The organism is Microbacterium sp. CGR2 (genome assembly GCF_003626735.1).
Classification (GTDB): Bacteria; Actinomycetota; Actinomycetes; order Actinomycetales; family Microbacteriaceae; genus Microbacterium.
Window position 1 is genome coordinate 3344521 of record NZ_RBHX01000001.1, and the last position, 24425, is coordinate 3368945.

The 24425-nt window shown below is 66.3% G+C and carries 22 protein-coding genes, 1 tRNA gene and 1 pseudogene; 12 read left to right on the forward strand and 12 right to left on the reverse strand.

Translation table 11 applies throughout. The annotated features are described in order from the left end of the window. Positions 1-32: 32 nt before the first annotated feature. The 4 genes from D7252_RS16820 to D7252_RS16835 all read right to left on the reverse strand — a co-directional run bounded on the left by D7252_RS16820 (position 33) and on the right by D7252_RS16835 (position 2584). A complete protein-coding gene (locus tag D7252_RS16820; protein WP_251050755.1) occupies positions 33-1193 on the reverse strand; it encodes a type III polyketide synthase in 1161 nt (386 codons plus the stop codon). A gap of 79 nt (positions 1194-1272) precedes the next feature. After that, positions 1273-1890 carry a CYTH domain-containing protein gene (locus D7252_RS16825; protein WP_120776435.1) on the reverse strand — a complete coding sequence of 206 codons (618 nt, stop codon included), beginning with the start codon at positions 1888-1890 and terminating at the stop codon, positions 1273-1275. Next, positions 1880-2095: a response regulator gene (locus D7252_RS16830; protein WP_120776436.1), complete on the reverse strand. Its 216-nt coding sequence runs from the start codon at positions 2093-2095 to the stop codon at positions 1880-1882. The genes D7252_RS16825 and D7252_RS16830 overlap by 11 nt, the downstream gene beginning before the upstream one ends. A gap of 18 nt (positions 2096-2113) precedes the next feature. Next, entirely contained in the window at positions 2114-2584 is a 471-nt protein-coding gene (locus tag D7252_RS16835) for an A24 family peptidase (RefSeq protein WP_120776437.1), read from the reverse strand. Positions 2585-2727: 143 nt separating this feature from the next. Here D7252_RS16835 and D7252_RS16840 point away from each other — a divergent pair, with 143 nt between their 5' ends. From D7252_RS16840 to D7252_RS16850, 3 genes are read left to right on the forward strand one after another with little or no spacing between them, the layout of a single operon-like run. Continuing rightward, on the forward strand, positions 2728-3591 hold the full coding sequence (locus tag D7252_RS16840) for a hypothetical protein (RefSeq protein WP_120776438.1): 864 nt from the start codon (positions 2728-2730) through the stop codon (positions 3589-3591). Then, entirely contained in the window at positions 3588-5123 is a 1536-nt protein-coding gene (locus D7252_RS16845) for a DNA polymerase Y family protein (protein WP_120776439.1), read from the forward strand. Before D7252_RS16840 ends, D7252_RS16845 begins: the two co-directional genes overlap by 4 nt. Further along, positions 5123-8590 (forward strand): error-prone DNA polymerase, encoded by a 3468-nt coding sequence (locus tag D7252_RS16850; protein WP_120776440.1) that lies wholly within the window; start codon positions 5123-5125, stop codon positions 8588-8590. Before D7252_RS16845 ends, D7252_RS16850 begins: the two co-directional genes overlap by 1 nt. Before the next feature lie 65 nt (positions 8591-8655). Here D7252_RS16850 and D7252_RS16855 read toward each other — a convergent pair whose 3' ends face one another. Both D7252_RS16855 and D7252_RS16860 read right to left on the reverse strand, forming a co-directional pair. Further along, positions 8656-9039 carry a hypothetical protein gene (locus D7252_RS16855; protein WP_120776441.1) on the reverse strand — a complete coding sequence of 128 codons (384 nt, stop codon included), beginning with the start codon at positions 9037-9039 and terminating at the stop codon, positions 8656-8658. Between the two features lie 324 nt (positions 9040-9363). Further along, a complete protein-coding gene (locus tag D7252_RS16860; RefSeq protein WP_120776442.1) occupies positions 9364-9588 on the reverse strand; it encodes a hypothetical protein in 225 nt (74 codons plus the stop codon). Positions 9589-9769: 181 nt separating this feature from the next. Here D7252_RS16860 and D7252_RS16865 point away from each other — a divergent pair, with 181 nt between their 5' ends. Both D7252_RS16865 and D7252_RS16870 read left to right on the forward strand, forming a co-directional pair. After that, positions 9770-10639, forward strand: coding sequence for a DUF72 domain-containing protein (locus D7252_RS16865; protein ID WP_120776443.1), 870 nt, complete (start codon positions 9770-9772; stop codon positions 10637-10639). 143 nt (positions 10640-10782) lie between these two features. After that, entirely contained in the window at positions 10783-11178 is a 396-nt protein-coding gene (locus D7252_RS16870; RefSeq protein ID WP_147406757.1) for a hypothetical protein, read from the forward strand. 49 nt (positions 11179-11227) lie between these two features. Here the strand turns inward: D7252_RS16870 and D7252_RS16875 are convergent, their stop codons facing one another. Both D7252_RS16875 and D7252_RS16880 read right to left on the reverse strand, forming a co-directional pair. Then, complete coding sequence (locus D7252_RS16875; protein ID WP_259461126.1) at positions 11228-12850, reverse strand: amidohydrolase; 1623 nt, start codon at positions 12848-12850, stop codon at positions 11228-11230. After that, complete coding sequence (locus D7252_RS16880; protein WP_120776445.1) at positions 12847-14277, reverse strand: cytosine permease; 1431 nt, start codon at positions 14275-14277, stop codon at positions 12847-12849. Before D7252_RS16880 ends, D7252_RS16875 begins: the two co-directional genes overlap by 4 nt. Before the next feature lie 96 nt (positions 14278-14373). Here D7252_RS16880 and D7252_RS16885 point away from each other — a divergent pair, with 96 nt between their 5' ends. Continuing rightward, positions 14374-15021: a TetR/AcrR family transcriptional regulator gene (locus D7252_RS16885; RefSeq protein ID WP_251050756.1), complete on the forward strand. Its 648-nt coding sequence runs from the start codon at positions 14374-14376 to the stop codon at positions 15019-15021. A gap of 74 nt (positions 15022-15095) precedes the next feature. After that, complete coding sequence (locus tag D7252_RS16890) at positions 15096-15989, forward strand: alpha/beta hydrolase (RefSeq protein WP_120776446.1); 894 nt, start codon at positions 15096-15098, stop codon at positions 15987-15989. Between the two features lie 124 nt (positions 15990-16113). On the opposite strand, the gene D7252_RS16895 is transcribed toward D7252_RS16890, so the two are convergent. Beyond that, complete coding sequence (locus D7252_RS16895; RefSeq protein ID WP_120776447.1) at positions 16114-16743, reverse strand: TetR/AcrR family transcriptional regulator; 630 nt, start codon at positions 16741-16743, stop codon at positions 16114-16116. A gap of 85 nt (positions 16744-16828) precedes the next feature. Between D7252_RS16895 and D7252_RS16900 the strand changes: the two genes are divergently transcribed. Then, positions 16829-17791 carry a zinc-binding dehydrogenase gene (locus D7252_RS16900; RefSeq protein ID WP_120776448.1) on the forward strand — a complete coding sequence of 321 codons (963 nt, stop codon included), beginning with the start codon at positions 16829-16831 and terminating at the stop codon, positions 17789-17791. 357 nt (positions 17792-18148) lie between these two features. Here D7252_RS16900 and D7252_RS16905 read toward each other — a convergent pair whose 3' ends face one another. Both D7252_RS16905 and D7252_RS16910 read right to left on the reverse strand, forming a co-directional pair. Continuing rightward, positions 18149-18853, reverse strand: a complete 705-nt coding sequence (locus D7252_RS16905) for a hypothetical protein (RefSeq protein WP_215110974.1) — start codon at positions 18851-18853, stop codon at positions 18149-18151. After that, the gene (locus tag D7252_RS16910; RefSeq protein ID WP_215110976.1) at positions 18774-20615 is read right to left on the reverse strand and encodes a hypothetical protein; all 1842 of its coding nucleotides are present in this window, start codon (positions 20613-20615) and stop codon (positions 18774-18776) included. Before D7252_RS16910 ends, D7252_RS16905 begins: the two co-directional genes overlap by 80 nt. Before the next feature lie 397 nt (positions 20616-21012). Here D7252_RS16910 and D7252_RS20250 point away from each other — a divergent pair, with 397 nt between their 5' ends. From D7252_RS20250 to D7252_RS16935, 4 genes and pseudogenes are all read left to right on the forward strand, one after another. Continuing rightward, positions 21013-21438, forward strand: coding sequence for a hypothetical protein (locus D7252_RS20250; protein ID WP_215110978.1), 426 nt, complete (start codon positions 21013-21015; stop codon positions 21436-21438). Positions 21439-21537: 99 nt separating this feature from the next. Beyond that, on the forward strand, positions 21538-21999 hold the full coding sequence (locus D7252_RS16920; RefSeq protein WP_120776451.1) for a hypothetical protein: 462 nt from the start codon (positions 21538-21540) through the stop codon (positions 21997-21999). Positions 22000-23142: 1143 nt separating this feature from the next. Then, positions 23143-23436, forward strand: a pseudogene (locus tag D7252_RS20460) (AraC family transcriptional regulator); the annotation flags it as partial. A gap of 8 nt (positions 23437-23444) precedes the next feature. After that, positions 23445-23780 carry a tyrosine-type recombinase/integrase gene (locus D7252_RS16935; RefSeq protein ID WP_259461127.1) on the forward strand — a complete coding sequence of 112 codons (336 nt, stop codon included), beginning with the start codon at positions 23445-23447 and terminating at the stop codon, positions 23778-23780. Positions 23781-23967: 187 nt separating this feature from the next. On the opposite strand, the gene D7252_RS16940 is transcribed toward D7252_RS16935, so the two are convergent. Then, positions 23968-24041 (reverse strand) — tRNA-Pro (locus tag D7252_RS16940). Between the last annotated feature and the right edge of the window lie 384 nt (positions 24042-24425).

A 24425-nucleotide genomic window follows, 5' to 3' on the forward strand; every position in this document is an offset into this window, starting at 1 on the left:
AGCGTCGACGTCCCTCGTCGAGAAGTCGGCCCTCATGCGCGACGAGGGGCGACGACCGTCATCAGAGCCGTCTCGGCGGTGAGGCCGGGGCCGAATGCCATGGCGGCGACCCGCTCGCCGTCGCGTGCCTCTTCCTGATCCAGGATGCGGCGCAGCACGAACAGCACCGTGGCACTGGACATGTTCCCGTAGCGCCGGAGCACCTCACGGGGAGGTCGGAGCTGATCGTCACTGAGATGCAGCTTGTCCTGGACACGGTCGAGGATGCTGCGCCCGCCGGGGTGGATCGCCCAGTGCTGCACCTGACTTCCGATGTCTTCTCCATCGAACGCCTCCACCAACGCGGTCTCCGGCTCGTAGAGCGGACGGAGCGCGGCGTAGATGTTGTCGCCGATGAGCTGGGGGACGGCCGTCGACAGGATCATCTCGAACCCGGCGTCGCCGATGGTCCACGCCATGTCCTTCTTCCCCTCCGGGATGAGGCCCGTGTGGAAGCGATCCAGCGCGAAGCCGGGAACGTCGGAGTCGAAGGTGCGCGCCGTGACGAGGCCGGCGGCCGCGCCGTCGGCGAAGAGGGAGGTTGCGACGATCATGTCGGGATCATCCGAGGAGCGCAGATGCAGGGTGCACAGTTCCACGCTGACGATCAGAACCACGGCATCCGGGTTCCCTGCGCAGATCTCGCTGGCGGCACGCAGAGCGGGCATCGACGCGTAGCACCCCATGAAACCCAGGTGGTAGCGGCGCACGCTTTCGGAGAGGCCGAGGGCGCGGACGATCTCGTAGTCAGGACCCGGTGCATAGAAGCCGGTGCAGGAGACGGTGATCACATGCGTCACGTCTGCGGCGACGATGTCGGGATCCGCTTCCACCGTCTGTCGCGCCACCTGGACGTAGAGTGCGCCCGCTTCGCGCATGTAGATCTCATTGCGTGCCTTCGTTCCGGGAGAGAGCAGAAGCCCGCTCTTCGGATCGAAGAACAGCGGCGATTCCTCGTCCGCCGAAAAGGACAACTCCTCCAGGACCGTGTACCGCGTGTCGATGCCGGAACCGTTGAACGACGCGGACACGATGCGCTTCGCGAGCCGCCCGATCTCCGGCTGGGCGGCGAAGACGTCTCGCACCTCTTCCTGCTTCAGTTCCGTCTCGGGAACGATCGTCTGCAGGGACCGGAGCATGACGGGATAACTCATGAGGTCACTCAAGCATGCGCGAGCCTTCACCCCAAGGGGGTTGCGCTCCACGCCCGCTCATGTGGAGTGTTCGTCCTGCTCAGGCTCCGAGGGCGCGGGCGAGTTTGGACCCAGAGGCCGAGTCACGCCCACCCACTGCGCGGACAGCGTTCTCGACCGCGGCGAAGAAGGCGGCCCTGCCGGCCTCGTCGGCCGGAGCCGCCGGACCGAGTTCCATCTCCCACTCCCGCCATTCGCGCTGCACGCCCCGGCGGAGGTCAGTGGCCCGAACCCGGTCGTCGACGAACTCCGCCACGACGCCGTTCGGGCCGGTGAGCAGGTAAGCGGTGCGGTCGTTCTCGATCCTGGCCAGCGGCGTCAGGGGTTCGCTCGTCCAGCCCGACACGGTGGCGGCGACGGGCTCGGGCAGTTCGTCACCGTCGCTGAGGGGCCACCCGAGTTCGAGGCGACCGTCACCCTGCCGCGGCCCTTTCACATGCCATCCTTCGTCGGGTCCGCCGGTGCGACGACGCAACGCGACGCCGGCACGCGAGAGGGTGCCGTCGGCGGTGTCGAAGTACCGGGCGTCCAGAGCTCTGGTCTCGCCGACCGACACCTCGTCCACGCCGGGAACGGCATCCCAGCTCGGCAGCGGCGTCTCGATGCCGACGTCGTACTTGCGCTCGACCTCGACCGTGCGGGACGGCTCAGTCGTCATCGTTGAGAGTGAGATCCTCGAGGGCTTCGTCGAACCAGTAGTCGATCTCGGTCGGCCCGTCTTCGGATCCGGTGTTCTGCGGTTCGCCCCGGCGGTTGTACACCACCTGCGTCTCGCTGTAGGGGACGATCAGCTTGTCGTCTGCGTCGCCGAGGGGAATGATCTGCCCGTCGAGCGGGCCTCCGTGAAGTCGTGCAAGTGCCATGGGTTCAGCGTAGTCCTGTCATCCGACGACGATGCCGATGAGAGCACCCGCGATCATCCAGGGGCCGAACGCGATGCGCGTCGATCCGTTCGCTCGTCGCAGCAGGATCAGCGTGAATGCGAAGAGCGAGCCCAGCACGAATGCGGATGCCGCCCTGACGGCGATGGCCTGCCAGCTGTGCCAGGCCAGGACGAAGCCGATGACGGCGGCGAGCTTCACATCACCGCCACCCATCCCCGACCGGCTGAGCAATCGCAGGACGGTGTAGAAGCCGCCGAGCGCCAGCATCCCCAGGAGTGCACGGACCAGGGCCTCGCCGTGCGCAGTGGCCGCCGCATCGATCATTCCCAGTGCGATCAGCGACGCCAGCGTCGGCAGCACGATGCGGCTCGGCAGGCGATGGGTGCGGAGATCGGTCACGATCAGCCATCCTCCGACGCCGAGGAGGGCGAGGTGCGCGAGCACGATCAGCACGGAGCGGAAGTCCATCCCGGCAGGTTAGGTGTCTCACGGATGCCATGCCGCCGGGCTGTGGATAACCGAGAACGTCATCATGAGCGAATGTCCGATGTACGAACTAGCGTCGTCGATGTCACTTGCTTTATTCGTATATATCTTCGAGGATGGATGACATGGGGATCGGGCTCGATGCGGTGACCGCGCTCTCTCCGTCCAGTGATTCTCGGGCCGGAGAGGTGCTGCGACTGCGCCGCGAAATCAGCCGGATGCAGCGCCGTCGCAGTGACCATGCGCTGCTCCCACTCGATCCCGCCTTCGCCTCCCTGCTTCCCGAAGAAGGGCTGCAGACCGGCACCGCCTACACCGTCTCCCCCTCGCCGAGCCTCGTGCTCGCTCTGCTCAGCGCGGCATCGCAGAAAGGGCACTGGTGTGCGGTGGTCGGCATGCCGACGCTGGGCGTCGAGGCCGCCGCCTCCTTCGGCATCGATCTGACACGACTGATCCTCGTTCCCGACCCCGGCGAGCGCTGGCTCGCGGTCACCTCTGCCCTGGCTGAGGTGGTCCCTCTCATCGCCGTGCATCCCGGTGGTCGAGTGAGAGATGCCGAGGTCTCCCGTCTGAGTGCACGTCTGCGTGATCGCGGATGCACTCTGCTGATCGCAGAACCCGGCATGGTCGAATCGCGAGGTGCGGAACCACGAGGTGGAGTCGAATCGCTGAGCGCGGATCTCTGGCCGCAGAGTGAGGGCTCGATACGCCTGCACGACCCGCACTGGCACGGGCTGGGCGCGGGCTGGGGACTGCTCTCCGACTGCACGGTGACAGTGACGGCAAAGACTCGGCACAGCGCGCGCCCGTCGAGCGTCCGCGTCCAGCTGCCCGGCGGACACGGCGCCATCGAGGCTGCGGCGACAGAACTCACAGCGCTGCCGTCGTTCGCAGAGTCCGCCGCACCCGGGAGATCCGCCGCACCCGGGAGAGCGGAGTCGACCAGAACCCCTCCCCCCGATCTCCTGCGATGGGCGGAAGCCGGATGACCACCCCGCTCCGAGTCCTCGTTCTCTGGTTCCCCGATTGGCCGCTGCGAGCCGCACTGGGCGCACCCCCGCACCAGCCCACCGCTCTGGTGCACGCGAACACCGTCGTGGCGTGCACGGCCTCCGCACGAGAGCACGGGGTGCGCACCGGGCAACGCCGCCGAATCGCTCAGGGACTGCTCTCCTCGCTGAGCGTCCTCCCGCATGACCCGGCCAGAGACGAACGCGCCTTCCTCCCCGTTCTCCAACTCATCGAGAAGCACGCACCGGGTGCGACCCTGCTGCGCCCTGGGCTCGCCATCCTCCGCGCGCGGGGCATCTCCCGGTATCACGGTGGGGAGGGCGAGGCGGCCGGTGCGCTCGCTGCGGTGCTCGCCGACGCCGGCTTTCCCGAGGTGCGCATCGGCGTCGCAGACGGGCCCTTCACCGCAGAGATCGCTGCGCGCGGTCGCGACACCTGCACCGTGGTGCCGCCCGGCCGATCCCAGGAGTTCCTCGCCCCGTACCCCGTCCAGGTGCTCCGAGACGAGCAGATGACCGGCCTCCTCCTTCGCCTCGGAGTGCGTACGCTCGGGGAATTCACCGCCCTCGCTCCGCTCGACGTGCGCGATCGATTCGGTGAACACGGCGCACGTCTGCACGCTCTCGCCTCCGGCGCCGACTCCCGTCCGTTGACTCCCCGTCCGCCTGACCCCGAACTGACACGGAGCATCGAGTTCGAGACGCCTCTGGGAGGAACCGATCAGGTGGCCTTCGCGGTGCGTCAGACAGCAGACGCTGTGCTGCTCGCCCTCGGAGACGCCTCGGTCGTCTGCACCGAGGTACGCATCGATTTCACCGACGACAACGGGACGGTGTTCTCCCGCACCTGGCTGCACCCGACCTGCTTCGATGCCTCCGACCTCGTCGACCGGGTGCGTTGGCAGCTGGAGGCGCTGGCCGCGGAGTCGGCGAAGGAACCCGTCGACGAGGCGAGGGCGTTCGGGGGCATCGTGGCGGTGCGGATCATCCCGGCCGCCGTGGACGATGCCGCCCATCACCAGCCCGGACTCTTCGGCTCCGGCACGGATGAGCGCTTGCACCATGCGGTCTCTCGCGTGCAGACGATGCTGGGTCATGAGGGCGTGGTGACCGCTGCCCTTGCCGGTGGCCGTTGGCTCGCAGACCGGCAGGTGTTCACCCCCTGGGGCGAGCGCGCGGTCGCGCCCCGCGACCCGGATTCCCCCTGGCCGGGGAGCCTGCCCGATCCACTCCCCGCAGAAGTGTTCCTGCCACCGCGCCCGATCGGCGTGCTCGCTGCCGACGGAGCTCTGATCAGCATCGATGAACGCGGCGCCCTCTCCCACGAACCCGCGCACATCGACGGTGCCGGCGTGCAGGCCTGGGCAGGTCCCTGGCCGGTGCAGGAACGTCGCTGGGCAGCTGACGGAGGCAAGCGCGGACACCGGCTCCAGATCGTCGACGATCGAGATCGCGCCTGGCTGGTCTTCCGCGCCGGCGAACGCTGGTGGGCCGAAGGTCGGTATCGCTGATGGGGTGGCACAACAAACCAGAGCTGTCCTGGAGTGAGCTGGAGCGCACCCTCAGCGGAGAGGAGTCGCCTCCGAAGCCGCCCATCCCCGAGCCCCGCGGCACACGACCCGACCCTGGTCCGGTGAGCCGACGGCGACAGCGCACCCCGCCGGTCGCCATCCCTCCCCCCGAAGACGCCGTTCCGTACGCCGAGCTGCACGCGCACTCGTCGTACTCGTTCCTCGACGGCACCTCCTCCCCCGAGGAGCTCCTCGCCGAGGCCGAACGTCTCGGCCTGACCGCCCTGGCCCTCACCGATCACGACGGCTTCTACGGCGCCGCTCGTTTCGCCGACGTGGCCGAGCTCATGGAAGTGCGCCTGCAGACGGTCTTCGGCGCCGAGCTGTCCCTCGACCTGCCAGGGCCGCAGCGAGGCAGTCCCGACCCTGCCGGTGAGCATCTTCTCGTCATCGCCCGCGGAATGGAGGGGTACCACCGCCTCTCCGGGGCGATCACCACAGCACAACTGCGAGGCGGCGAGAAGGGGCGCCCGGTGTACGACCTCGAAGAGCTGGCAGCGAGCGCCGGAGGAGACTGGACGATTCTGACCGGATGCCGCAAGGGCGCGGTGCGACGAGGACTCGAGGTCGGGGATGCCGAGACCCCGCTGCGCCGCCTCGTCGACCTGTTCGGGTCCGATCACGTCGCCGTCGAGCTCTTCGATCACGGCGACCCGCAGGACACCCGGCGCAACGACACGCTCGCCGAGTTGGCCAAGAAGATGCGGCTTCCCGTGGTGGCGACGAACAACGTGCACTACGCCACTCCCGCTCAAGCTCCGCTGGCCGAGGCGGTGGCTGCGGTCCGCGCGGTGCGCAGCATGAACGAACTCGATGGCTGGCTGCCCGCACACGGTGGTGCGCACCTGCGCAGCGGAGCAGAGATGTCGGCACGGTTTCAGCGCTACCCGGGTGCGATCTCCTACGGACTCGAGCTGGCCGCGGCATCCGCCTTCCCGCTGCGACTCGCCCGGCCTGCGCTGCCCCAGCAGAAGGTCCCCGACTGCCACACGCCGATGAGTTGGCTGCGCCGGTTGGTGTGGGATGCCGTGCCGTCGAAGTACCCGCGCCTGGACGAGGACGGGCACCGCCGGATCGAGCGAGAACTGGACGTCATCGAAGAGAAGGACTTCCCCGGGTACTTCCTCATCGTGCACGGAATCGTCGCTGAAGCGAGGCGGCTCGGCATCCTCTGTCAGGGCCGAGGATCCGCCGCGGCGAGCGCTGTCTGCTACCTGCTGGGAATCACCGCCGTCGACCCGATCCTCTACCGCCTCCCCTTCGAGCGGTTCCTTGCCACCACCCGGCAGGAGGAACCGGACATCGACGTGGACTTCGATTCCCGTCGCCGCGAGGAGATCATCCAGTGGGTCTACCGGGAGTACGGCAGGGAGCGGGCCGCCCAGGTGGCGAACGTGATCCAGTACCGTCCGAAGAACGCGGTCCGCGACATGGCCAGAGCACTCGGGCATTCCCCGGGGCAACAGGATGCCTGGTCCCGTCAGGTGGATGGCTGGAGCGCAGGGCTGGAGCCCGCCGACGGGCACGACATCCCCGAGAACGTGCTGGCGTATGCGGGTGAGTTGCTGAAAGCGCCCCGGCATCTCGGCATCCACTCCGGCGGCATGGTGCTCACGGCACGTCCGGTCGGCGAGGTGGTGCCGGTGGAGCACGCCCGCATGGAGAACCGCACGGTGATCCAGTGGGACAAAGACGACTCCGCCTTCATGGGGCTGGTGAAGTTCGACCTTCTCGGACTCGGGATGCTCGCAGCGCTCCAGCACTGCTTCGATCTCATCCGCGAGGCCACGGGTGAGGAGTGGACCCTGGAGACCCTCCCCAAAGAGGAACCCGGCGTCTACGACATGCTGTGCCGCGCAGACTCGATCGGTGTGTTCCAGGTCGAATCACGCGCGCAGATCGGCCTGCTCCCCCGCCTGCAACCTCGGAGTTTCTACGACCTCGCCATCCAGATCGCCCTCATCCGTCCCGGCCCCATCCAGGGCGGTGCCGTGCACCCGTTCGTCCGACGCAAGATGGCGAAGGACCGCCTCGATGAGGAGAACCGCGAGCGGATGGCACGGGGTGAAGCCCCGGAGACGTTCGAGATCCCCTACCCGCACAGCGATCTGGAAGACATCCTGAAGCGCACGCTGGGGATCCCCATCTTCCAGGAGCAGCTGATCCAGATGGCGATGGCGGTCGGCGACTGCACCGCCGACGAGGGAGACCTGCTGCGCCGGGCCATGGGATCCAAGCGCGGCCTTGAGAAGATCGAGAAGGTCAGAGACAAGCTGTACGCAGGTATGGCCCGGCGCGGCCTCGACGCTGAGACCTCCGACCGTATCTATGCGCAGATCCAGGCGTTCTCCAATTTCGGTTTCGCCGAGTCGCACTCGCTGTCCTTCGCGCTGCTCGTCTATGCCAGCTCCTGGTTGAAGCTGCACTATCCCGCCGCGTTCCTCGCCGGGCTGCTGCGCTCGCAGCCGATGGGCTTCTACTCCGGGGCGACTCTGACCGCAGATGCTCGACGGCATGGCGTGGAGGTGCGGCGCCCCGATCTGCACGTGTCGGGAGCGACCGAGACATTGGAGCCTCTCACCGGCGCGGCTGAGCGGCGACCGACCGGGGTCGACGACTGTCTCGTCACCCCACAACCGCCGACTCTCCGCTTCGACCGGGACGCCCCGGACGAGTCCGCGTCTCATCGCCGCGATGGCGGCTACGCGGTGCGGCTGGGACTCAGCGGTATTCGCGGGATCGGTGTGCCGCTGGCGGAGAAGATCGTCGCCGAGCGTGAGGTCAACGGCCGATATCGTGACCTGCACGATCTGGTGCGGCGTACGGATGCCACGGCCGCTCAACTGGAAGCACTCGCCACCGCCGGCGCGTTCGCCTGTCTTGGTCTGGAGCGTCGCGAGGCGATCTGGCTGGCCGGCGCGGCGGCAGAAGACCGGTCACGTTTCCTCCCGGGCACGACCGTATCCGTGCAGCCCCCGCTGTTCGCAGACCAGACCAGCTACGAAAAGCTCTCCGCAGACCTCTGGGCGACGGGTGTGTCCACCGACGACCACCCGATGACGCACTTCCGGGGCGCACTGCATGCGCGCGGGGTACTCACCGCCGAGAACGTGAAGACCCATGAGGCCGGTCGACGCATCGAGGTCGCCGGCCTCGTCACACACCGGCAGCGTCCGGCGACCGCGGCCGGCATCACCTTCCTGAACCTCGAGGACGAGAGCGGGCTGATGAACATCGTCTGCTCGACGGGGGTCTGGAATCGCTATCGTCGCGTGGCCCGCGACTCCCCGGCACTCATCATCCGCGGCATCCTGGAGCGTTCCCCCGAGGGCGTGGTCAACATCCTCGCCGATGCCTTCGAAGACCTGCGCACAGGAGTGACGCATCGATCCAGGGACTTCCGATGAATTCCGATGATTCCCGTTCTTTTCCTTGAGCCACTCCGAATCACCTCAGGAGAGCACGGAATGACTCACCAGAAGCGTTCGGGCTCTTCAGGCTGCGGCCGATCCGATCCGCCCCAGCGGTCGGCCTCCGCCTTGGCAGCGTCCGCGGCGGCGTCCGCATCGTGCAGGGCCACTCTGGCGCCGGTCGCGCCCGGCCCGATCGGATCCACGCGGAGAACAGTGCGCGGTCCTCCTCCACCGATGGTCACCGTGCACCCGAGAATGCGGCCGATCCAGCGAGAGACTTCGCCGCGCGGGTCGTCGGTGTACTGGTAGCGGATGCCCGTGTCGAGATCGACCAGCCCGACGACGACGGGTTCTTGGGTGAACGGATCGGTCTGCTCGGTCACCTCGACCCGATGGCCGTGAGCGATGGCGACCTGGGCCGAGAGAGTGAGCATCCTGTCCATGAGTACACCCTACGAAACGACGCCGAGAAGACAACCGGCAGCGTCTCGAAGAGAGCTTTCGAATATTTCTTTGTCCCCCAAATGGCGGACACGAGATTTTCGCGCTACTCTGCTAGGCATAGCGGGGGCTATGGGCTGATCGCGAGATCAGCCGACGAGTGCTGCGATATCTTCGCCGCCTCCCCTACCGTCCGGGATGGGCGGTGAGCCCTCTCGGCGACATCGTCTGGGGACATCATGCCGCTCGGGAGGGCCATTCCCCGAAATCTGTGCCGACGGCGAGAAGCGCTCTGTCCTGTCACTCGCGCGATCGACTCGGTCACGTCACTCGCGCGGGCGATCCTCGTCGAGCGGCACCTCCGCATGCTGGTCGGCCAGATCGGCCGCATCCGCCTCTGACTCGTCGAAAGCGGGCGGAGGCGATGTCACATCGACTTCCGGCTCCGGTTCGACATCGCGCTGCTGGTCTTGTTGATCGGGCTGCGGTTTCTCGTTCTCCCAGCGGTCGCTCGCGCCGCGGATATCGGTGCGGTCACTGTCGTGAGACATGGCGATTCCTTCCTCTGGCTGACACCTTCCACGATGCGAGCACCCGGGCGCATCCTCCAGGGGGTTGACGAACTGCGATGGATGCACCCGGCGCTTCGCTCTCGGCCGACCCGCCTAGCGTCTGCCGAGTAGTGGGTCAATGCGCTGGAACAGGGGGCTCCCTCCCACCTACGGTGCGACTATGCAAGGCAACCACCCGAACGTCCGAGGTCGTACACGCATCGGCGTGTCCGGCTGGCGTTATCCCAGTTGGCGGGGCGACTTCTATCCTCAGGGCCTGGTCCAGCGCCGGGAACTCGAGTACATCGGAGAACACTTCTCGACCGTCGAACTCAACGGGTCGTTCTACTCGCTTCAGCGACCGGAGAGCTACCGCAGGTGGAGCGACAGCGTGCCGGACGATTTCCTCTTCGCGGTGAAGGGTTCCCGCTACGTCACCCATATGCTGCGCCTGCAGAATATCGACCAGGCTCTCGCGAACTTCTTCGCCTCGGGCGTCCTCGCCTTGGGGCCCCGACTCGGCCCTATCCTTTGGCAGCTGCCGGAGCGGCAGGCTTTCGAACCCGAGGTCCTCGATCGTTTTCTGCGGACCCTGCCGCGGTCGACCGGTGAGGCGCTGGAGCTGGCTCGCCGTCATGACGAGCGTCTCGAGGGTCGCGCCTGGCTGGAGATCGACGCCGACCGTCCGCTGCGGTACGCACTCGAACCTCGTTCAGAGACCTTTCACGACGAGCGGTGCGCCCCGTTGCTCCAGCACCACCGAGTTGCGATGACGGTGGCCGACACCGCAGGGAAGTGGCCGCGTTTCGACGCGCTCACCACCGACTTCGTCTACGTGCGCCTGCACGGGGCCAGCGAGTTGTATCACAGTGGCTACCAGTCCGACGAGCTGCAGGCGTGGGCCGCACTCATCCGTTCGTGGACGGACGGCACCGATGCTGACGACGGTCGACCTCGAGATGTCTACGTGTACTTCGACAACGACGCTCGCGGACATGCTCCACACGATGCCTTGGCTCTCGCGACGCTCGTCGAAAGCCGGAGTTCCTGAGTCGCTGAGGACGAGCCGCCGCGACCGAGCCGCCCCGAATGCCGGGAGAGCGGCATCCGCGTCCTCCCGCATCCTGGATACGGCGGGGCGGGGCACGGGCGACACTATGGCGTGCGCGTGAGACGCCCGCCTAGCATGGCCGCATGAGGCGAAGTGGTGTGGCCGTCGTGGTGGCCTCCTTGACGCTGGTCGTGGCGAGCTGCTCAGCGGCACCCGATCCGCAGCCCGAGCCGGAGCCGCTGGCGGTGTACTCGCGGACCGGCTACGGCATGGACGCCCTGCTCGAGGGGACTCTGCGGGTGGTCGACGGATGCGTCGTCGTCGGAAGCGGCGAGAGCCCGACCACCATCCCGATGTTCCCGTCAGACGACGCGGCCTGGGATGCCGAGACTGACGAACTCATCTGGAAGGGTGAGCGGTACGGTGACGGCGACCCGATCTCCCTTGGCGGCGGCAGCGTGGGGACGGAAGGCATCGAGGGTTCTTACCTCCCGGAAGCGTGCAAGGGCGACGAGATCTTCCTCGTGTCTCCGTTCTGACTCGGCCTGCCGCGACTCCGCCAACCCTCACGCCTGCTTCTCGAGCGCGTCACCGCCCGTCGCCCGCGCGGTAGCGTGATCGCCCGGCGACGATGGTCTCGATGACGCGCGCTTCGAGGAGGGATGCCGCTCCTTCCGCGAAGGGGTCAGTGTCGAGCACGACCAGGTCGGCGGCGAATCCGGGCGCGATCCGACCGCGCCACTCGCCGTCGCCGACCGAGGCCGCGGCGTCGCGCGTGGCGTGACCGATCGCGGCGGCGAGCGGGAGCGCGAATTGCGGATGGGTGGCCGGGACCGACCGGTCGAGTGCGGAGGCCCGGGTCGATGCGACGTACATGTTCGCCAACGCATCATGTGGTGCGGTCGGTGCGTCGGTGGAGAACGCCAGCAGCGCCCCCGCCTCTTCGTATTCCGGCCACGGGAAGGCACGGTCCACGCGATCGTCGCCCAGCATCTCCGCCCAGTTCTCGAAGATCGCCGGATCACTGTGCACCGGTTGCATCGATGCGGTCACGCCGAGTCGCGCCATCCGCTCCGCCGTTCCGGGCGCGGCGTACTCGAGGTGCTCGATGCGGTGTCTGCGGAGGCGTCCGCCATTGACGGCCACAGCGTGTTCGATGGCATCGAGGGCGATCTCGCTGGCGTAGTCGCCGATCGCGTGCTGTGCGACCTGGAGGCCCGCGGCATCCGCTGCAGCCACGACGGGCTTCAGCTGCTCGATCGGCCAGATGGGCTCTGCGTTCGTGCCGTCGGCGTACGGATGCCGCAGGGCTGCGGTGCAGGCGTCGATCACTCCGTCGAGGATGAGTTTGATGCCGACGATGCGCAGCCACGGCGTCGACGCGGAGCGCGCGAGTTCCGCGGCACGCGCGACCTGCGCGAGGTTCGCGGCCTCATCGCCTGTGTTGTTCACGATCCAGTGCGCGGCGACACGGATCGGCAGCTCGCCCCCGTGCCTTTCCTGCGCGCGCCGGAACGCGTCGAGTCCGAACTCGTCGAAGGCCATGTCGATCGCACCCGTGACCCCGGTGGCGAGATATGCCGCGATGACGCGTTCCGCATCGACGTCGCGGTCGGCGTCGGTGGTCGCCGCGTCCCGATGAGCCCAGGCATACTGCGTCGCGGCGGTCTCGTACAGGAGCCCGGTCGGTTCTCCGGCAGCATCCTTGGCGATGTGACCGCCGAGCGGATCGGGGGTATCGCGCGTGATGCCGAGCTCGGCGAGGGCCGCGCTGTTGACCCAGCAGGAGTGATAGTCGTTGGCGTCGAGGTACACGGGGATGTCTGCGACGACGGCATCGATCATCGCCGCCGTCGGCGTGCCGTCGGGTACCGAGTCGAAGAGCCACCCTCGTCCGCGGAGGACGGTCGCCGATGGATTGTCGGCGCGGGCTTCGCGCAACAGAGTCTGGATTTCCTCGAGGCTGCGGGAAGCGGTGAGCGGGACCTGGCCGAGTGCGGCACCTGTCATCAGCAGGTGGGTGTGCGCGTCGGTGAACCCGGGAAGCACCAGCCGGCCTCCGAGGTCGACGGTCTTGTCGGCTTCGGGGGCATCGTCGGCGCTTCCCACGTGCACGATCGTTTCGCCGTCCATCACGAACCCTTCTGCCCACGCGGCCGTGGGGTCGGGATCGGCGGTGAAGATGCGTCCATTCACGTAGTGAGTGATCACGGGCGTCCTTCCTTTCCGAGAGAGGTGCGCAGCAGGCCCGCGTAGACACCGGCGGCTACGACCATGCCGACCGGAACGGACAGGTCGACGTACCCCGTGGCCTGAGCGACGGGTCCGGACCAGACGCTCGTGGAGAGGCACAGAGCTGTGGCGACTCCCCCGAGGAAGAGTGCGGTGAGGCCCGGGATGCTCCAGCCTGCCGAGTACCAGAATCTGCCGCCCTGGCGGTCCTCGAACAGCTCGACGCCGTCGTAGTCGTACCGGCGCAGGACGACGTCGACGGCGAAGATGGCCATGGCCGGGCCGGAGACGATGACCAGGAACTGCAGCATGAGGTTCGCTGCCTCCACGAGGTTCGAAGACAGCACCAGGTAGATCGTCAGCGCGGTGCCGACCACTCCGACGATGATCGCCGCGGGGATCCGGCGCAGGCGGAATCCGATCGCCTGGAGCGCCATGCTGGAGGTGTACGCCGTCATCGCGTTGAGCGCGATCGTGTTGATCACCACTCCCACCACGAGGACAGGCCCGAGCCACACCGGCAGGAGGTCCAGCAGCGCGACGTCGATGCCCGCCGAGTAAGCGTCGACACTCAGCCCGGTCGCGAGGAGCACGCCGACGGTGGTGAAGACGATGAAGGGAACGGCGCCGCCGAAGGCTGTGGCTGCGGCGATGTGCGACGGCTTCGTGTCGCGCGGCAGGTAGCGGGCGATATCGGGGCTGTTGATGAAAGACAGCGGAGTGGAGGCGAGGATGGTGAATCCGATCGTGACCGCCGACCAGAGGGCCGCACCCTCGAGGGGAACGGGCGACGAGTACTGCCAGTCGACTGTCGGCAGGATGAAGCCCGCCACCGCCAGGAAGATGACGAGGAGCGCGCCCGCCATGTACGGGTATGCCCGCAGGATCAGCCCGTGGCCGAAGATGGCCACCAGGATCGTGATCGCGGCGACGACGACCGTGACGCCGATCGGAACCCACACCGGGTCATCCATTCCCGCCCGACGAAGCAGGTCGGCGCCCATGAACGACGAGGCGAGCCAGGTCAGCGACAGGAAGACCGCTCCGATGAACCAGCCGACGAACGCGACGAAGAGACGGTTGCCCAGGATGCCGTACATCGCACGTGTGACGACCGAACCGGACGTTCCGGCGGCCGGCCCACTGCCGGCGACGATTCCGGGGAAGACCCAGAGCACCGAGGCGGCGAGGATGACGGCGATCGCCTGCCAGATCTCCAGTCCGAGGAGAATCAACGACGCACCGATCGTGAGGTTGAGGATGCTGACGTTCGGTGCCGCCCAGATGAGGAAGAGGTCGCGGGCTCGGCCGTGCCGCTCGGCGTCACCGATCAGTTCGATGCCGCGCGTCTCGGGGTGCGTGGGAGCGTCGGCGTGTTCGGCGACAACGGGTGCAGGCTGGGTCACGGGGTTCCTTTCCGGGGAGCGTCGTTGCTCGGGCAAAGCTGCGGTTCGGGTTATTGGTCAGGTGCCCAATGGACTATTGGTCACTCAGTCAATAGCATGGGTCGGGTGACGTCAAGCATTTCTTCTCCGCGCACCCGGAAGCTTCCGGAGGAGCGCCGAGAGGAGATCCTCTCGTGTGCCGCAGCGATCGCCATCGACGAAGGGCTCGAGCGGATCACGCTCCGCGCCGTCGCAGCGAAGCTCGGCGTGCGCCCCGGGTTGATCACCCATTACTACCCCGTCGCCGAAGACCTGGTCATCGCAGCATTCGCCCGCGCCGCCGTGCTCGAGCGGGAGCAGTTCTTCGCCACGGAGGGCACGCCGCTGCAGCGCCTGGCCCACTTCGTGGGTCACATCGAACGCGGGGCGTCACTCCCACTCGCTCGGCTGTGGCTGAACGCACGACACCTCTCGCGGTTCAGTCCCGCGCTCGACGTCGAACTTCAGGAACAGGATCAGCTCGACCGAGACCGGCTCATGTCGATGATCGCGGACGGCATCGCCTCGGGTGACTTCGGCGACGTGGATGCCGAGGCCGCCTGCATCCGCATCCTCATCGCCCTCGACGGGGGCGGGTCATACGTGAACACGACCGCGGAGCTGACGCATCCGGCGCACCGGTACGTCGTGGCCGATGTTGCGGAATGGTCGCTCGGGATCGAGCCGGGGACGCTGCGGCGGGAGATCGGCGGGGCGGCTGGGTAGCCGGCGGACCGACGCGCCGCATCACGTGAAGAACGTGGACCGGAGCCTGTGGACACCGTTGGTACGGTCGAAGGATGTCGGCCAGCCCCTATACCGCGTTCCTGCCACTCGGACGACGCTCGGCGGCCGCGCTGGAACCTGAAGAGACTTGGTGGCACTGGCAAGGGCACGACGTTCACATCGCACGTGCCCGTCGTGCCGACGCCTCGGCCCGAGTGCTGGTAGTCCATGGAGCGGGAGGTCACAGCGGAGCGCTCTGGCCGATGGCGGCTCTCCTCGCCGAGCGGGGACTCGACGTCGCCGCCGTCGACCTCCCGCTCTACGGCCGCACGACCTCGCCCGAACCGGGTGCGGTGCGCTATGACGACTGGGTGCGGCTCCTCCTCGATCTCGTCGACGCCGAGCACGACGGGCGGCCGCTGATCCTTCTCGGCGCGAGCATCGGCGGCATGCTGGCCTACGAAGTCGCCGCAAGATCCTCACACGTTGCGACGGTCGCGGCCACCTGCCTCCTGGATCCCCGTGACTGGCGTGCTCGGGCGCACATGACACGCTTCGGCCCCGTGGGTATCCTTGGCGGCCTGCTCTCCACCCTGGCCCGCGGGCGGGTGGCGACGGCGATGATCCCGATGAACCGCGTCGCGAACCTTTCGAAGATGAGTCGCAACCCCGCGTTGTCCGAACTCTGCGCGACCGACCCCCTCGGCGGAGGTGCCAGAGTGCCCATCGGGTTCCTTGCCTCCTACATGAAGTATCGGCATGCGTCGCCCGAGTCGATGCGAACGCCGGTCGTCCTGCTCCATCCCAGCCTGGACGCATGGACCCCCGTGGAACTGAGCATGCGCGTGTTCCGGCGGCTCGCATCTCCCGGCAAGGTCGTCATGCTGCGGGAGTGCGGACACTTCCCGGTCGAAGAGCCCGGCATCACCGATCTGGTGTCGGCCGTGCTCGAAATTGCCGAGAGATAGTTCCTGCCACGGCGCTCTCTGCTCGCCCTCTGACCGCGCTTCTACACGTCCCGATCTGCCAAGGGCTGCGTGCTTCACGAGCACGGAGATTCCGATCGCGACGAGGCCGATCACTGCACGCGGCCTACCCCGGGATGACACTCGGAATGAGTCGCGGCGCGGGGGGTAGCGGTCCGTGCCGGTCGGACGCGCGCAGTCCATCGATCACGAGCGCCGCGTAGCGACGCGCGGTACGGGTGCGCTCCTCCTCCGTCGTGCTCGAGGGTCCACGGGCCGCGAGCAGCACGATGAGAAAGTCGTCCAGGACGAAGTCGGCCCGCAGTGCGCCGACATCGATGGCACGACGAGCGACGGCGACGATCGCGCGCACTGCATCCTCGCGCTGCGCTCGGAAGTCGACGGCATCGGGGTAGGCGGAGAGGAACGCGTCCGTGAAGCCTTGGTTCCGGGCGTTGAGCACCAAGACCTGCTCGATGATGCCGCGGAAACCGCGCCACGGGTCGGTGTCGGCGAGGGCTTCGACCACGATCGAGCGACACGCGTCGAGTTCGTTCACGAAGGCGGCGCGGACGAGATCGGCTTTTGTGGGGAACCGCCGGTAGAGGGTAGCCGGGCCCACGCCGGCGCGCCGGGCTATCTGTCGCATCGTCACGTCGAGGCCGTCGGTCCCGAACAGTTCGCGAGCCGCGGCGAGGACGCGGTCGCGGTTCTCCTTCGCGTCGGAACGCAGGTTCTGAGGCAGCATCGCGGGCATATGCCTCACTTTAGTCAAGTGGACGGAGGCGTCCGTTACGTTTCGGTAGGCGGGTCCGACCCCCCGCCGCGAAACGGAGTGCTCCATGCGCGCAGTGATCATCCGAAACTTCGGCGATCCGAGTGGGATGGAGGTGACGGACCTTCCCGTCCCGACCCCCGGAGTCGGCGAGGTGCTCGTTCGAACGGAGGCGAGCGGCGTCGGCGGGGTCGACGTCGTGATCCGGCGAGGCGGGATCGCCGAAGCCTCTCGCGACTCGGGGATGATCCTGGGAAGCGAGGCCGCCGGGGTCGTGACAGCGACCGGGGCCGATGTCGACCCCTCATGGCTGGGCCGCCGCGTCTGGGCGTTCACGGGCCTGTCCGGCGGGTATGCCGAGTACGTGATCGCTCGCGCCGACGAGATCGTCGCGCTGCCATCCGAACTCACGCCCGTCCAGGCCGTGACCCTGGGCGGCCCGGCACCGGTCGCGCATTTCGCGCTCGAACGAGCTCACCTTGACGAGGGCGAATCCGTGCTCGTGCGAGGCGCCGCCGGGAGCATCGGCCTAGCCGGCGTTGAACTGGCCGCGCGCGCCGGCGCCGCGACCATTACCGTCACCACGGCGTCTCCCGAACGCGGTGAGCGACTGCGCGCGTTCGGCGCCACCCACGTGCTTGACCGCGCCGGCGCGGGCGATCCAGAAGCCCCGGCCGAGTTCGACGTCATCCTCGACATCGTCGGCGGCGCCGATCTTCCCCGGTTCATCGAGCGACTCGCGCCCAATGGCCGCCTGATCGCCGTGGGGGTGGTCGGCGGATTCCCGCCCGCTGACTTCGGCACGGCACTTCTGGCCGGCTTCCGCCGATCGATCACCTTCGGAACGCTCAGCCTCGACACCGTGCCGCGCGACGCGCTCACCCGGGTTCGCGGCGAAATGTTCGACGACGCCGTTCGCGGCACCCTCTCCCCTATCGTTCACAACACCCTCCCGCTGAGCGCCGCCGCCGAGGCGCACCGACTCATGGATGCCGGTGAGGTGTTCGGGCGCATCGTGCTCGTCCCATGAACGGGGTTCTCGTCAGCTGAGGGTGCGGCTCGCGTCGTCATGTGAGCCCATATGAGACGACGGTCGTTCGGCCACCGAAAGGCAGAGAAAAACCCCGGAGACCCGCGTGTTTCCGCGGTTCTCCGGGGCTTGTCGGTCGGGCTGACAGGATTTGAACCTGCGACCCCTTGACCCCCAGGTGCCAGGATCAGGTTCTTAGCCTTCTTGACCTGGCTATTCCTGTTTCAGCGATGCGCTCCGCGCGTCCGATATTGCAGGGTTTGCAGGCTGTTGGTCACTTGATTGGTCCACTTCGTCGACGAGAACGGACCTCCAGTGTGCAACCACCAGATGCTGGCAGTACCGCTGCCGGAAAGGTCAGCCACCGCTCTCACCCGGAAGCTCCGAACCCTCAGCTTCAAGTGCGGTGACCAGGGTCGACACCACCGATGACAGCGCTGTTGCTCTTCTCGTGACCTCACTGTTCCAGTCCGGACTCTCGACATCGTCTTCGCTGCCGTTGTCGGCGAAGCGAATGCGACGGAGTGTCCGCAGCGCCCCGTCCCCGATCTTCTCCGCTTGCTTCGTCCAAGCCGCGCCGTCTTCCTCGGCAAGTGCGGCCGCCCGGCCAATCAGTCCATGGACGAGATCGCCGGCGAGTCGATCGATGAGCAGTGCGGCTTTCAGAGTGGTGCTTGTCTCGGTCTCCTCTGTGCTTGGCTCGGTATCAGCGGCGAATGCGCCGAAATATGCCCACGGTCTTCGTCCGGGTGTCAGCCTCGCGATTGCCGCCTCCACCTCGTCCACTTCAGCGAGGGGTAACCGACTGCCGGGAAGCTGACGGCGAAGCGACCAGAGTCGGAGGATTAGGTCGGCAACCTCAGCCTCGGCGGTAGATCTCTCAGGTCCAGCCTTCTGTTCAAGGCTGGTCAGGCGCTCCGCAAGATAGTGAGCTATCCAGCGTCCGAGAGTGTCGGTCTGTTCCAGCTCAGCCGCCAGCAGCTTACCTAGTTCCAACACAGCCGTTGAAGTAGTTCCATCCTGTTCCTGGCTGGTAGGAGAAGACTCGGAAGTCGTTGCCATGATCGGCGTCACCTCCTTCATTGTCGTTGTCTGAGACGTCGGCATAGCGAGCGCTACGATCTTCGCGCCTCACGCGTACCTCCACAATGAGCGCGGCATCGAGGCGTCCCAGCAACTGGTCGAGCGCTTCGGTCGTGATCCGCAGTCGGTGGCCTGATGGGCCGTGTGGTTCACGGCCGGCGCTAATCTCTGCCCAGGTCTCAGACGCCAAGACGACGTCCGCCTCCTCGCTCTGCCAGCGGAGGCCGCCGTCTCGGGAGGTGATGCTGAGCATTTTCGCAATGTCCTCGGAAGGGCGTGGGAGCTCGGGCGTGAGTTCGGTGGCGAGGGGGTCCAGCCGGTCGATGCCGCCTTCAGAATTCGGCGTTGACACCCAACCTTGAAGCTGGAACGGAGGCGAGGAGAACTGGAAGTCTTCGTCATCGAGGTCAGCTGATGGGATTCGGAAGCTCCAGTAACCGTCAGCAGTTTGCAGCGCACGTACAAACGCGCCCGCGGCTTCGGGAGTGACCAGAGCCGATGCGATGTCGATGCTCAGGGATCGGTCGTACTCAGTGGCAGCGGCCGATTGCCAGACTGTCACCCATCCGTCAGCAGGTTTGAGGGCGGTCAGAAACTCGGATTCGTGAACCCGGCTACTTCCTCGCGGTCCGGCAGTAGCCAATGAACCAGGGATCGAGCTTCGCTGATCTGTAATCCATCGCCCGTCGTGGCGTGCGACGTCGAAGTCGGCGAGCCATTCTAGGACGTCGGGCTGTTCTGCATCGGGGTCGCGGTACGGAGCAACGGTCCGCATGAGTCTTCCGGCGGTGGTAAGTGCCGCGTGGCGCTCCAGGTAGTAGTCGAGATCCTCAGCTTTAGGAATCTCCCATTTGTATCCGTAGGTTTCACCGTCCTCGTAAACACCTGCGGTCCGCCTCGGGTCCTCTAGACGTTTGGCCTTGCCTCGCCATCCCCATTCGTCGAGGATGAGCGTGCTAGCCGCATCGAGCACTTCTTGGTGTGTGATGGCGAGTGCCTTCGTTAGTTTTCCGAGGACATACTCGTCGAAGTCTGAATGGAATCGGTGCTCAGCGTGTGGTGCGCCCTTCATCATTGGACCGGGCTGGGTGGGGCGGTGCCAGCTTTCGAGAGTCACCGGCTCTGCAAGCTTGGCCTTCCAGTCTGTCCCAACAGAACGGCCAATTGGTGTGGTGGTCAGTAGTGCAACTGATGAGCAGCGCCGTTGAATCGCGGCGTGGTCCGGATAGCGGTCGCTTAGTTCGATCACTGTGGACATGAGTGCGTCGACGGCAGAGGGGTCGTCGCGTGCTACTCGCTCGACAGCGACCAGGAACCACTCTGCTGCGCTCATCTGGTAGTAGAGGAATCGTTCATCGGCGTACCCAGCTGCATCGCCCCGCGTGACTGCCGAGCCGAGCGCAATGATCACGTCGCTGACGCCGAGTTCGATGGCTGTACGCACTGCGTGTGCAGCCTGCCAACGAACTGCTGAGCGCGGGTCACCAAGTGCAGCCCAGAGGAAGTTTGCTATTGCGGTATCGATTGGGTCCGCTGGCGTCTGCCCGGAAGCTGTCCTGGGACTAATTCCGAGTTCTTCCTCGAAGGCGGCGAGCGCTTCGTCGAGCACGCGCGCAGCCGTGGAAGGGTCGAGGACTGCTGAGGCTCCAGCTGCGAGCATGTAGCAATGGTCGGCATCGGTCAACGCTTCCTCAAGATTCAGGTGGTCGAGGGCACGTTGGAGGAGATCGGTCGTGCGCACCCAACGCAGACGCTCTGACCGAGGCGCAGGTCGCTCGAGCACGTTCGCACGACGCCCGAGAGCGCGATCGACGCGTATGGCGGCTCCGCGTTCTATCCAGCGTCGGAGGCTCCGCGATCGGAGTCATGCTGGCCGGTGTCGGACTCGCCATGCTGCTTCACGGGGGTGGCCCGACGCTTCCTCCCGATGTATCGGCTCCATCAATCATCGGCGCTGCTCTCGCCTCACTCGGACTCCTGGTCGGCGTCCGTTCTGGAATCTCCCTCCATCGACTGACCACCCAGTTATGGCGGGACGAGTGCCGCCCGACCTGATCGCCTGGTTGTCGTCCGAGAGCGACAACCCAACCGCTCCAGAGCGCACGCGCTCCCGGCACCGTGTTGCTTACTTTGGCAGAATGAGCGAGCCACGAACGCCTTCTCCGCCGCCAGGGACGCCGCCCGGTCCACGTCCCGTACTGAGCTGGCCAGCAGTAACGGGTTTCGGTGTCCTGGGACTCCTTTGGCCGATCCTGCGACTGATCGGAGTCGAATCGATCGTCGGCGGAATTGCGACCGCGATGATCGCCTTTTTCGCCACCTTCGTCATCTGGGTACTGGGAGCCGGCTTCGGCCACGTACCGCGACCAGTCCTTACACTCACTCTCTCCGGGATTCTCTTTGCCTTCCTCCTCGGGGCGACCACCATCCTCCTCGGCGACTGGCCCGACCACGGCATCGGCCTAAACCTCCTTGCCGGCACCATCGAGGTAGGCAGATCCGCGGGATTCGGCGCGCTCAGTGGACTGGTCGCTGAGTCGATCCAGAAGGCACGGCGTCGGTGACATCAAGCGCACTGTCGAACCGGGTGTCGCCCCAACGCGACCCTTATCGTCGCTCCAGTACGGACTATCAGAGCACATCCTGTTGCCTACCGTTGGCGCATGATCTACGAGACTCCTCGGCCCAATCCTCCTGCCGAGCGACGACGCCCCCTCGGGCTACCGGTTGTGGCGCTCATCGGCCTTGCCGCTGTCGCCGTCATCAGGGTCATCCTGCACGACTTGCATGTGATCGAAGAGGGGAGCCCGATTACGTGGGTTCTCGCGATCGGCCCGGTGGTGCTGTGGATCGTTGTGGCCGTCGTCAAGCGCGTCCCCAATCCGTTCCTGACCGTGTTGGTCATCGGGGCGATCTTCGGAGTGATGCTCGTTATCACCCACCAGTTGCTCTGGGACTTCGCGTTCCAAGGCAACCCGCCGTCTATCGGCAACGGCCCCGGAGCAAGCGTCATCCCTCGCATCGCTGCCATCCCAAGCGGGCTGTTTGTCGGAGCGATGATCGGCGCAGTCGGTGGACTCCTCGCCTGGGGAATCCAAGCGATGACCAACCGCAGCAAGGCCTGAGCACAACCGGACGCCACGAACGAGAACGGAGCTGTCCTGATGAACGAATTGCCCGATGACGCGCACGCCGACGAAGTGTCGCGGAGATACCTCGCACAATCGTGGTGGCCTCAGCCGCAGGTCCATCCGCAGCAGCATACGGCACCTTCCGACAACGCTCCGCTACAGCAGTCGAACGCGCCCCAGCCGTCGCCTGCCGCCGCTTCGGAGCACTGGTCCGGTGGTGACATTCGACCGCAGCGGCCGGTGGCCGGGGCGCACCAAGGTGCACCTGATCCGACGCAGCACTGGCCGGTCGTGTACACCGGCCCCTCCCCCTGGAACTCGCCGCAGCCTCCTGCCAGGAAGTCCCCGAGCGTATGGCGTTCCATCGGCATCGGTGCACTCGGCTTGATTGCAGGCCTGTTCGCGGCCTTCGTACTTCAGGACGTCCTCGGAATGGTGTTCGTCCTGAACGGAAGTTCCTTCCCCCTCGGGATCGCCGCGGTGATCGGGTCATTCATGCCGATCCTTGCGGTGGCTGGTGTCGTCGTAGCACTTCTCATCGACAGGAAGGCCCACGCGCGCCGACTGGCATCTAGCGCCGCGGACAGGAACTGACTGTTCCGGAGAGTTCGGACGCGCAGCCCGTCAGGACCGATCCGTATGAGGGCCGCGAACGCTACCGAAGACACAGCTCGCGAGGTCGATCCCATTGCAGGAGCGGAGCGAACCTTTGCTCCGATCTTGGTCCGGTCGCGAACGGTGTACAAGCCAGTCGGGCCGGCGGCCTACGACTGCGTGAAAGTGATTGTGGTTCGCGACGGATCAGCGGTTCTGTTCAGCGAGTTCGGGCAGAAGCCCGTCCGACCAGGTGATGTCATCCTCCTCGGAGCGAATGTCCTCTGCGCATCGGAACCTGAGGGCCACGTCACGGTCACGACCGTGTATCTCGATACCGACTACGTTCTCGATCAAGTGCGGTGGCAGTTTGCCGGGCTGATCGAGGACCGTCTTGAAGCACACGAGTTGGCCGCGACAATCTATGCAGAGCCTGCGCAAATCCTGCGACTCGGCGAGGATCGCGCGGGCATGCTCGCGCCCTGGCTAGACGAGCTCGTCCACCTCAGCCTGGACGGACGCTTCGCCCGCAACTACTTCCGCATGCAGGCTTTGTGGTTCCAGGTCGCGCACGAGATCGCCCCTCAAATCAAGATCTCGTCGGTTCGGATATCGCCGTCTCAACGCGCGCACATCCGGCCCACGTTGCCGCGGGAACGCCGGTTCGCCCCGCTTCGCGCCGAGGTCCGGCAGGCTGCCGCGTTGCTTCGCGACACCCCCGAGGATCGCTGGACGCTCGAGGAGCTCGCAGCGAAAGTTCATCTGTCGCCTTCGCAACTTAGTCGCGTGTTCATCGATGCCTACGGCAAGACACCGCTTGCCTTCCTCACAATGGTCCGCGCCGAATGCCTGGCAAAGTACCTGCGCGAAACCGAGCTTTCCGTCACCGCAGCAATGCGCGGGACGCGACGAACTGGGACCAGATCGTCAGCGATCTTGGCTTGCCTGATCTCACACGGCACGGCCTCCGGCACACCGGAGCCACCTGGATGGCCGACGCGGGCATCCCGCTGCACGTCCTCCAGGACATCCTCGGCCACGCCTCCGTCGAGACCACCCGCGGATACCTGCACCCCGACGACCGTCACCTCTCATCAGCTGCAGAGCAGGCGAACGCATTCCTGGCGCGCTCGGCCAATGCCGCCGGTTCGCCTCGCAGCAAGACTCCGCGATCGCTCTAGAAGCCGGAGCACACCCTGCTTGCGGCTCTGGTCCCCTTTTGGTCCCCCTTGTCCACAGGCCAGGGCCATCAGGGACCCGAACCCGCGTCGGGCGCCTCGGCAAGGGGACCAGAGGGGGACCAACAATAACTCGTCGCCAGACATGACGAAGCCCTGATGAAAATGGGTTCTCATCAGGGCTTTTACGTCGGGCTGACAGGATTTGAACCTGCGACCCCCTGACCCCCAGTCAGGTGCGCTACCAAGCTGCGCCACAGCCCGTGGCATCAATTTTCAGTTGTTCGGGCCGACCAGAGCGGGGTAAACCCCTTGACCCCCAGTCAGGTGCGCTACCAAGCTGCGCCACATCCCGTTGTTCACTTTTCAGGCTGAACCAGCCACTACCGCACTTGACCCCCAGGTAGACGGTTCAGCCCAGATCATTGATTTTCCGGGTCTCTCTACCCCTCAAACGACCTCATTTCACGCCATGGATTGCATGGTTCGCATGCATCAGGTCCCGGCCAGGTCCCGGCTCTTGTTAGTCGCCGACAGCTGCGTCAGGGGTTTACGCGGGGTTTATGAGAGGCTCATCCAAAACGGGCGCGCCTGACGATAACGTAGGTTCCCGATCGCCTTTCTATCATGTCGAACGGTGATGCACCT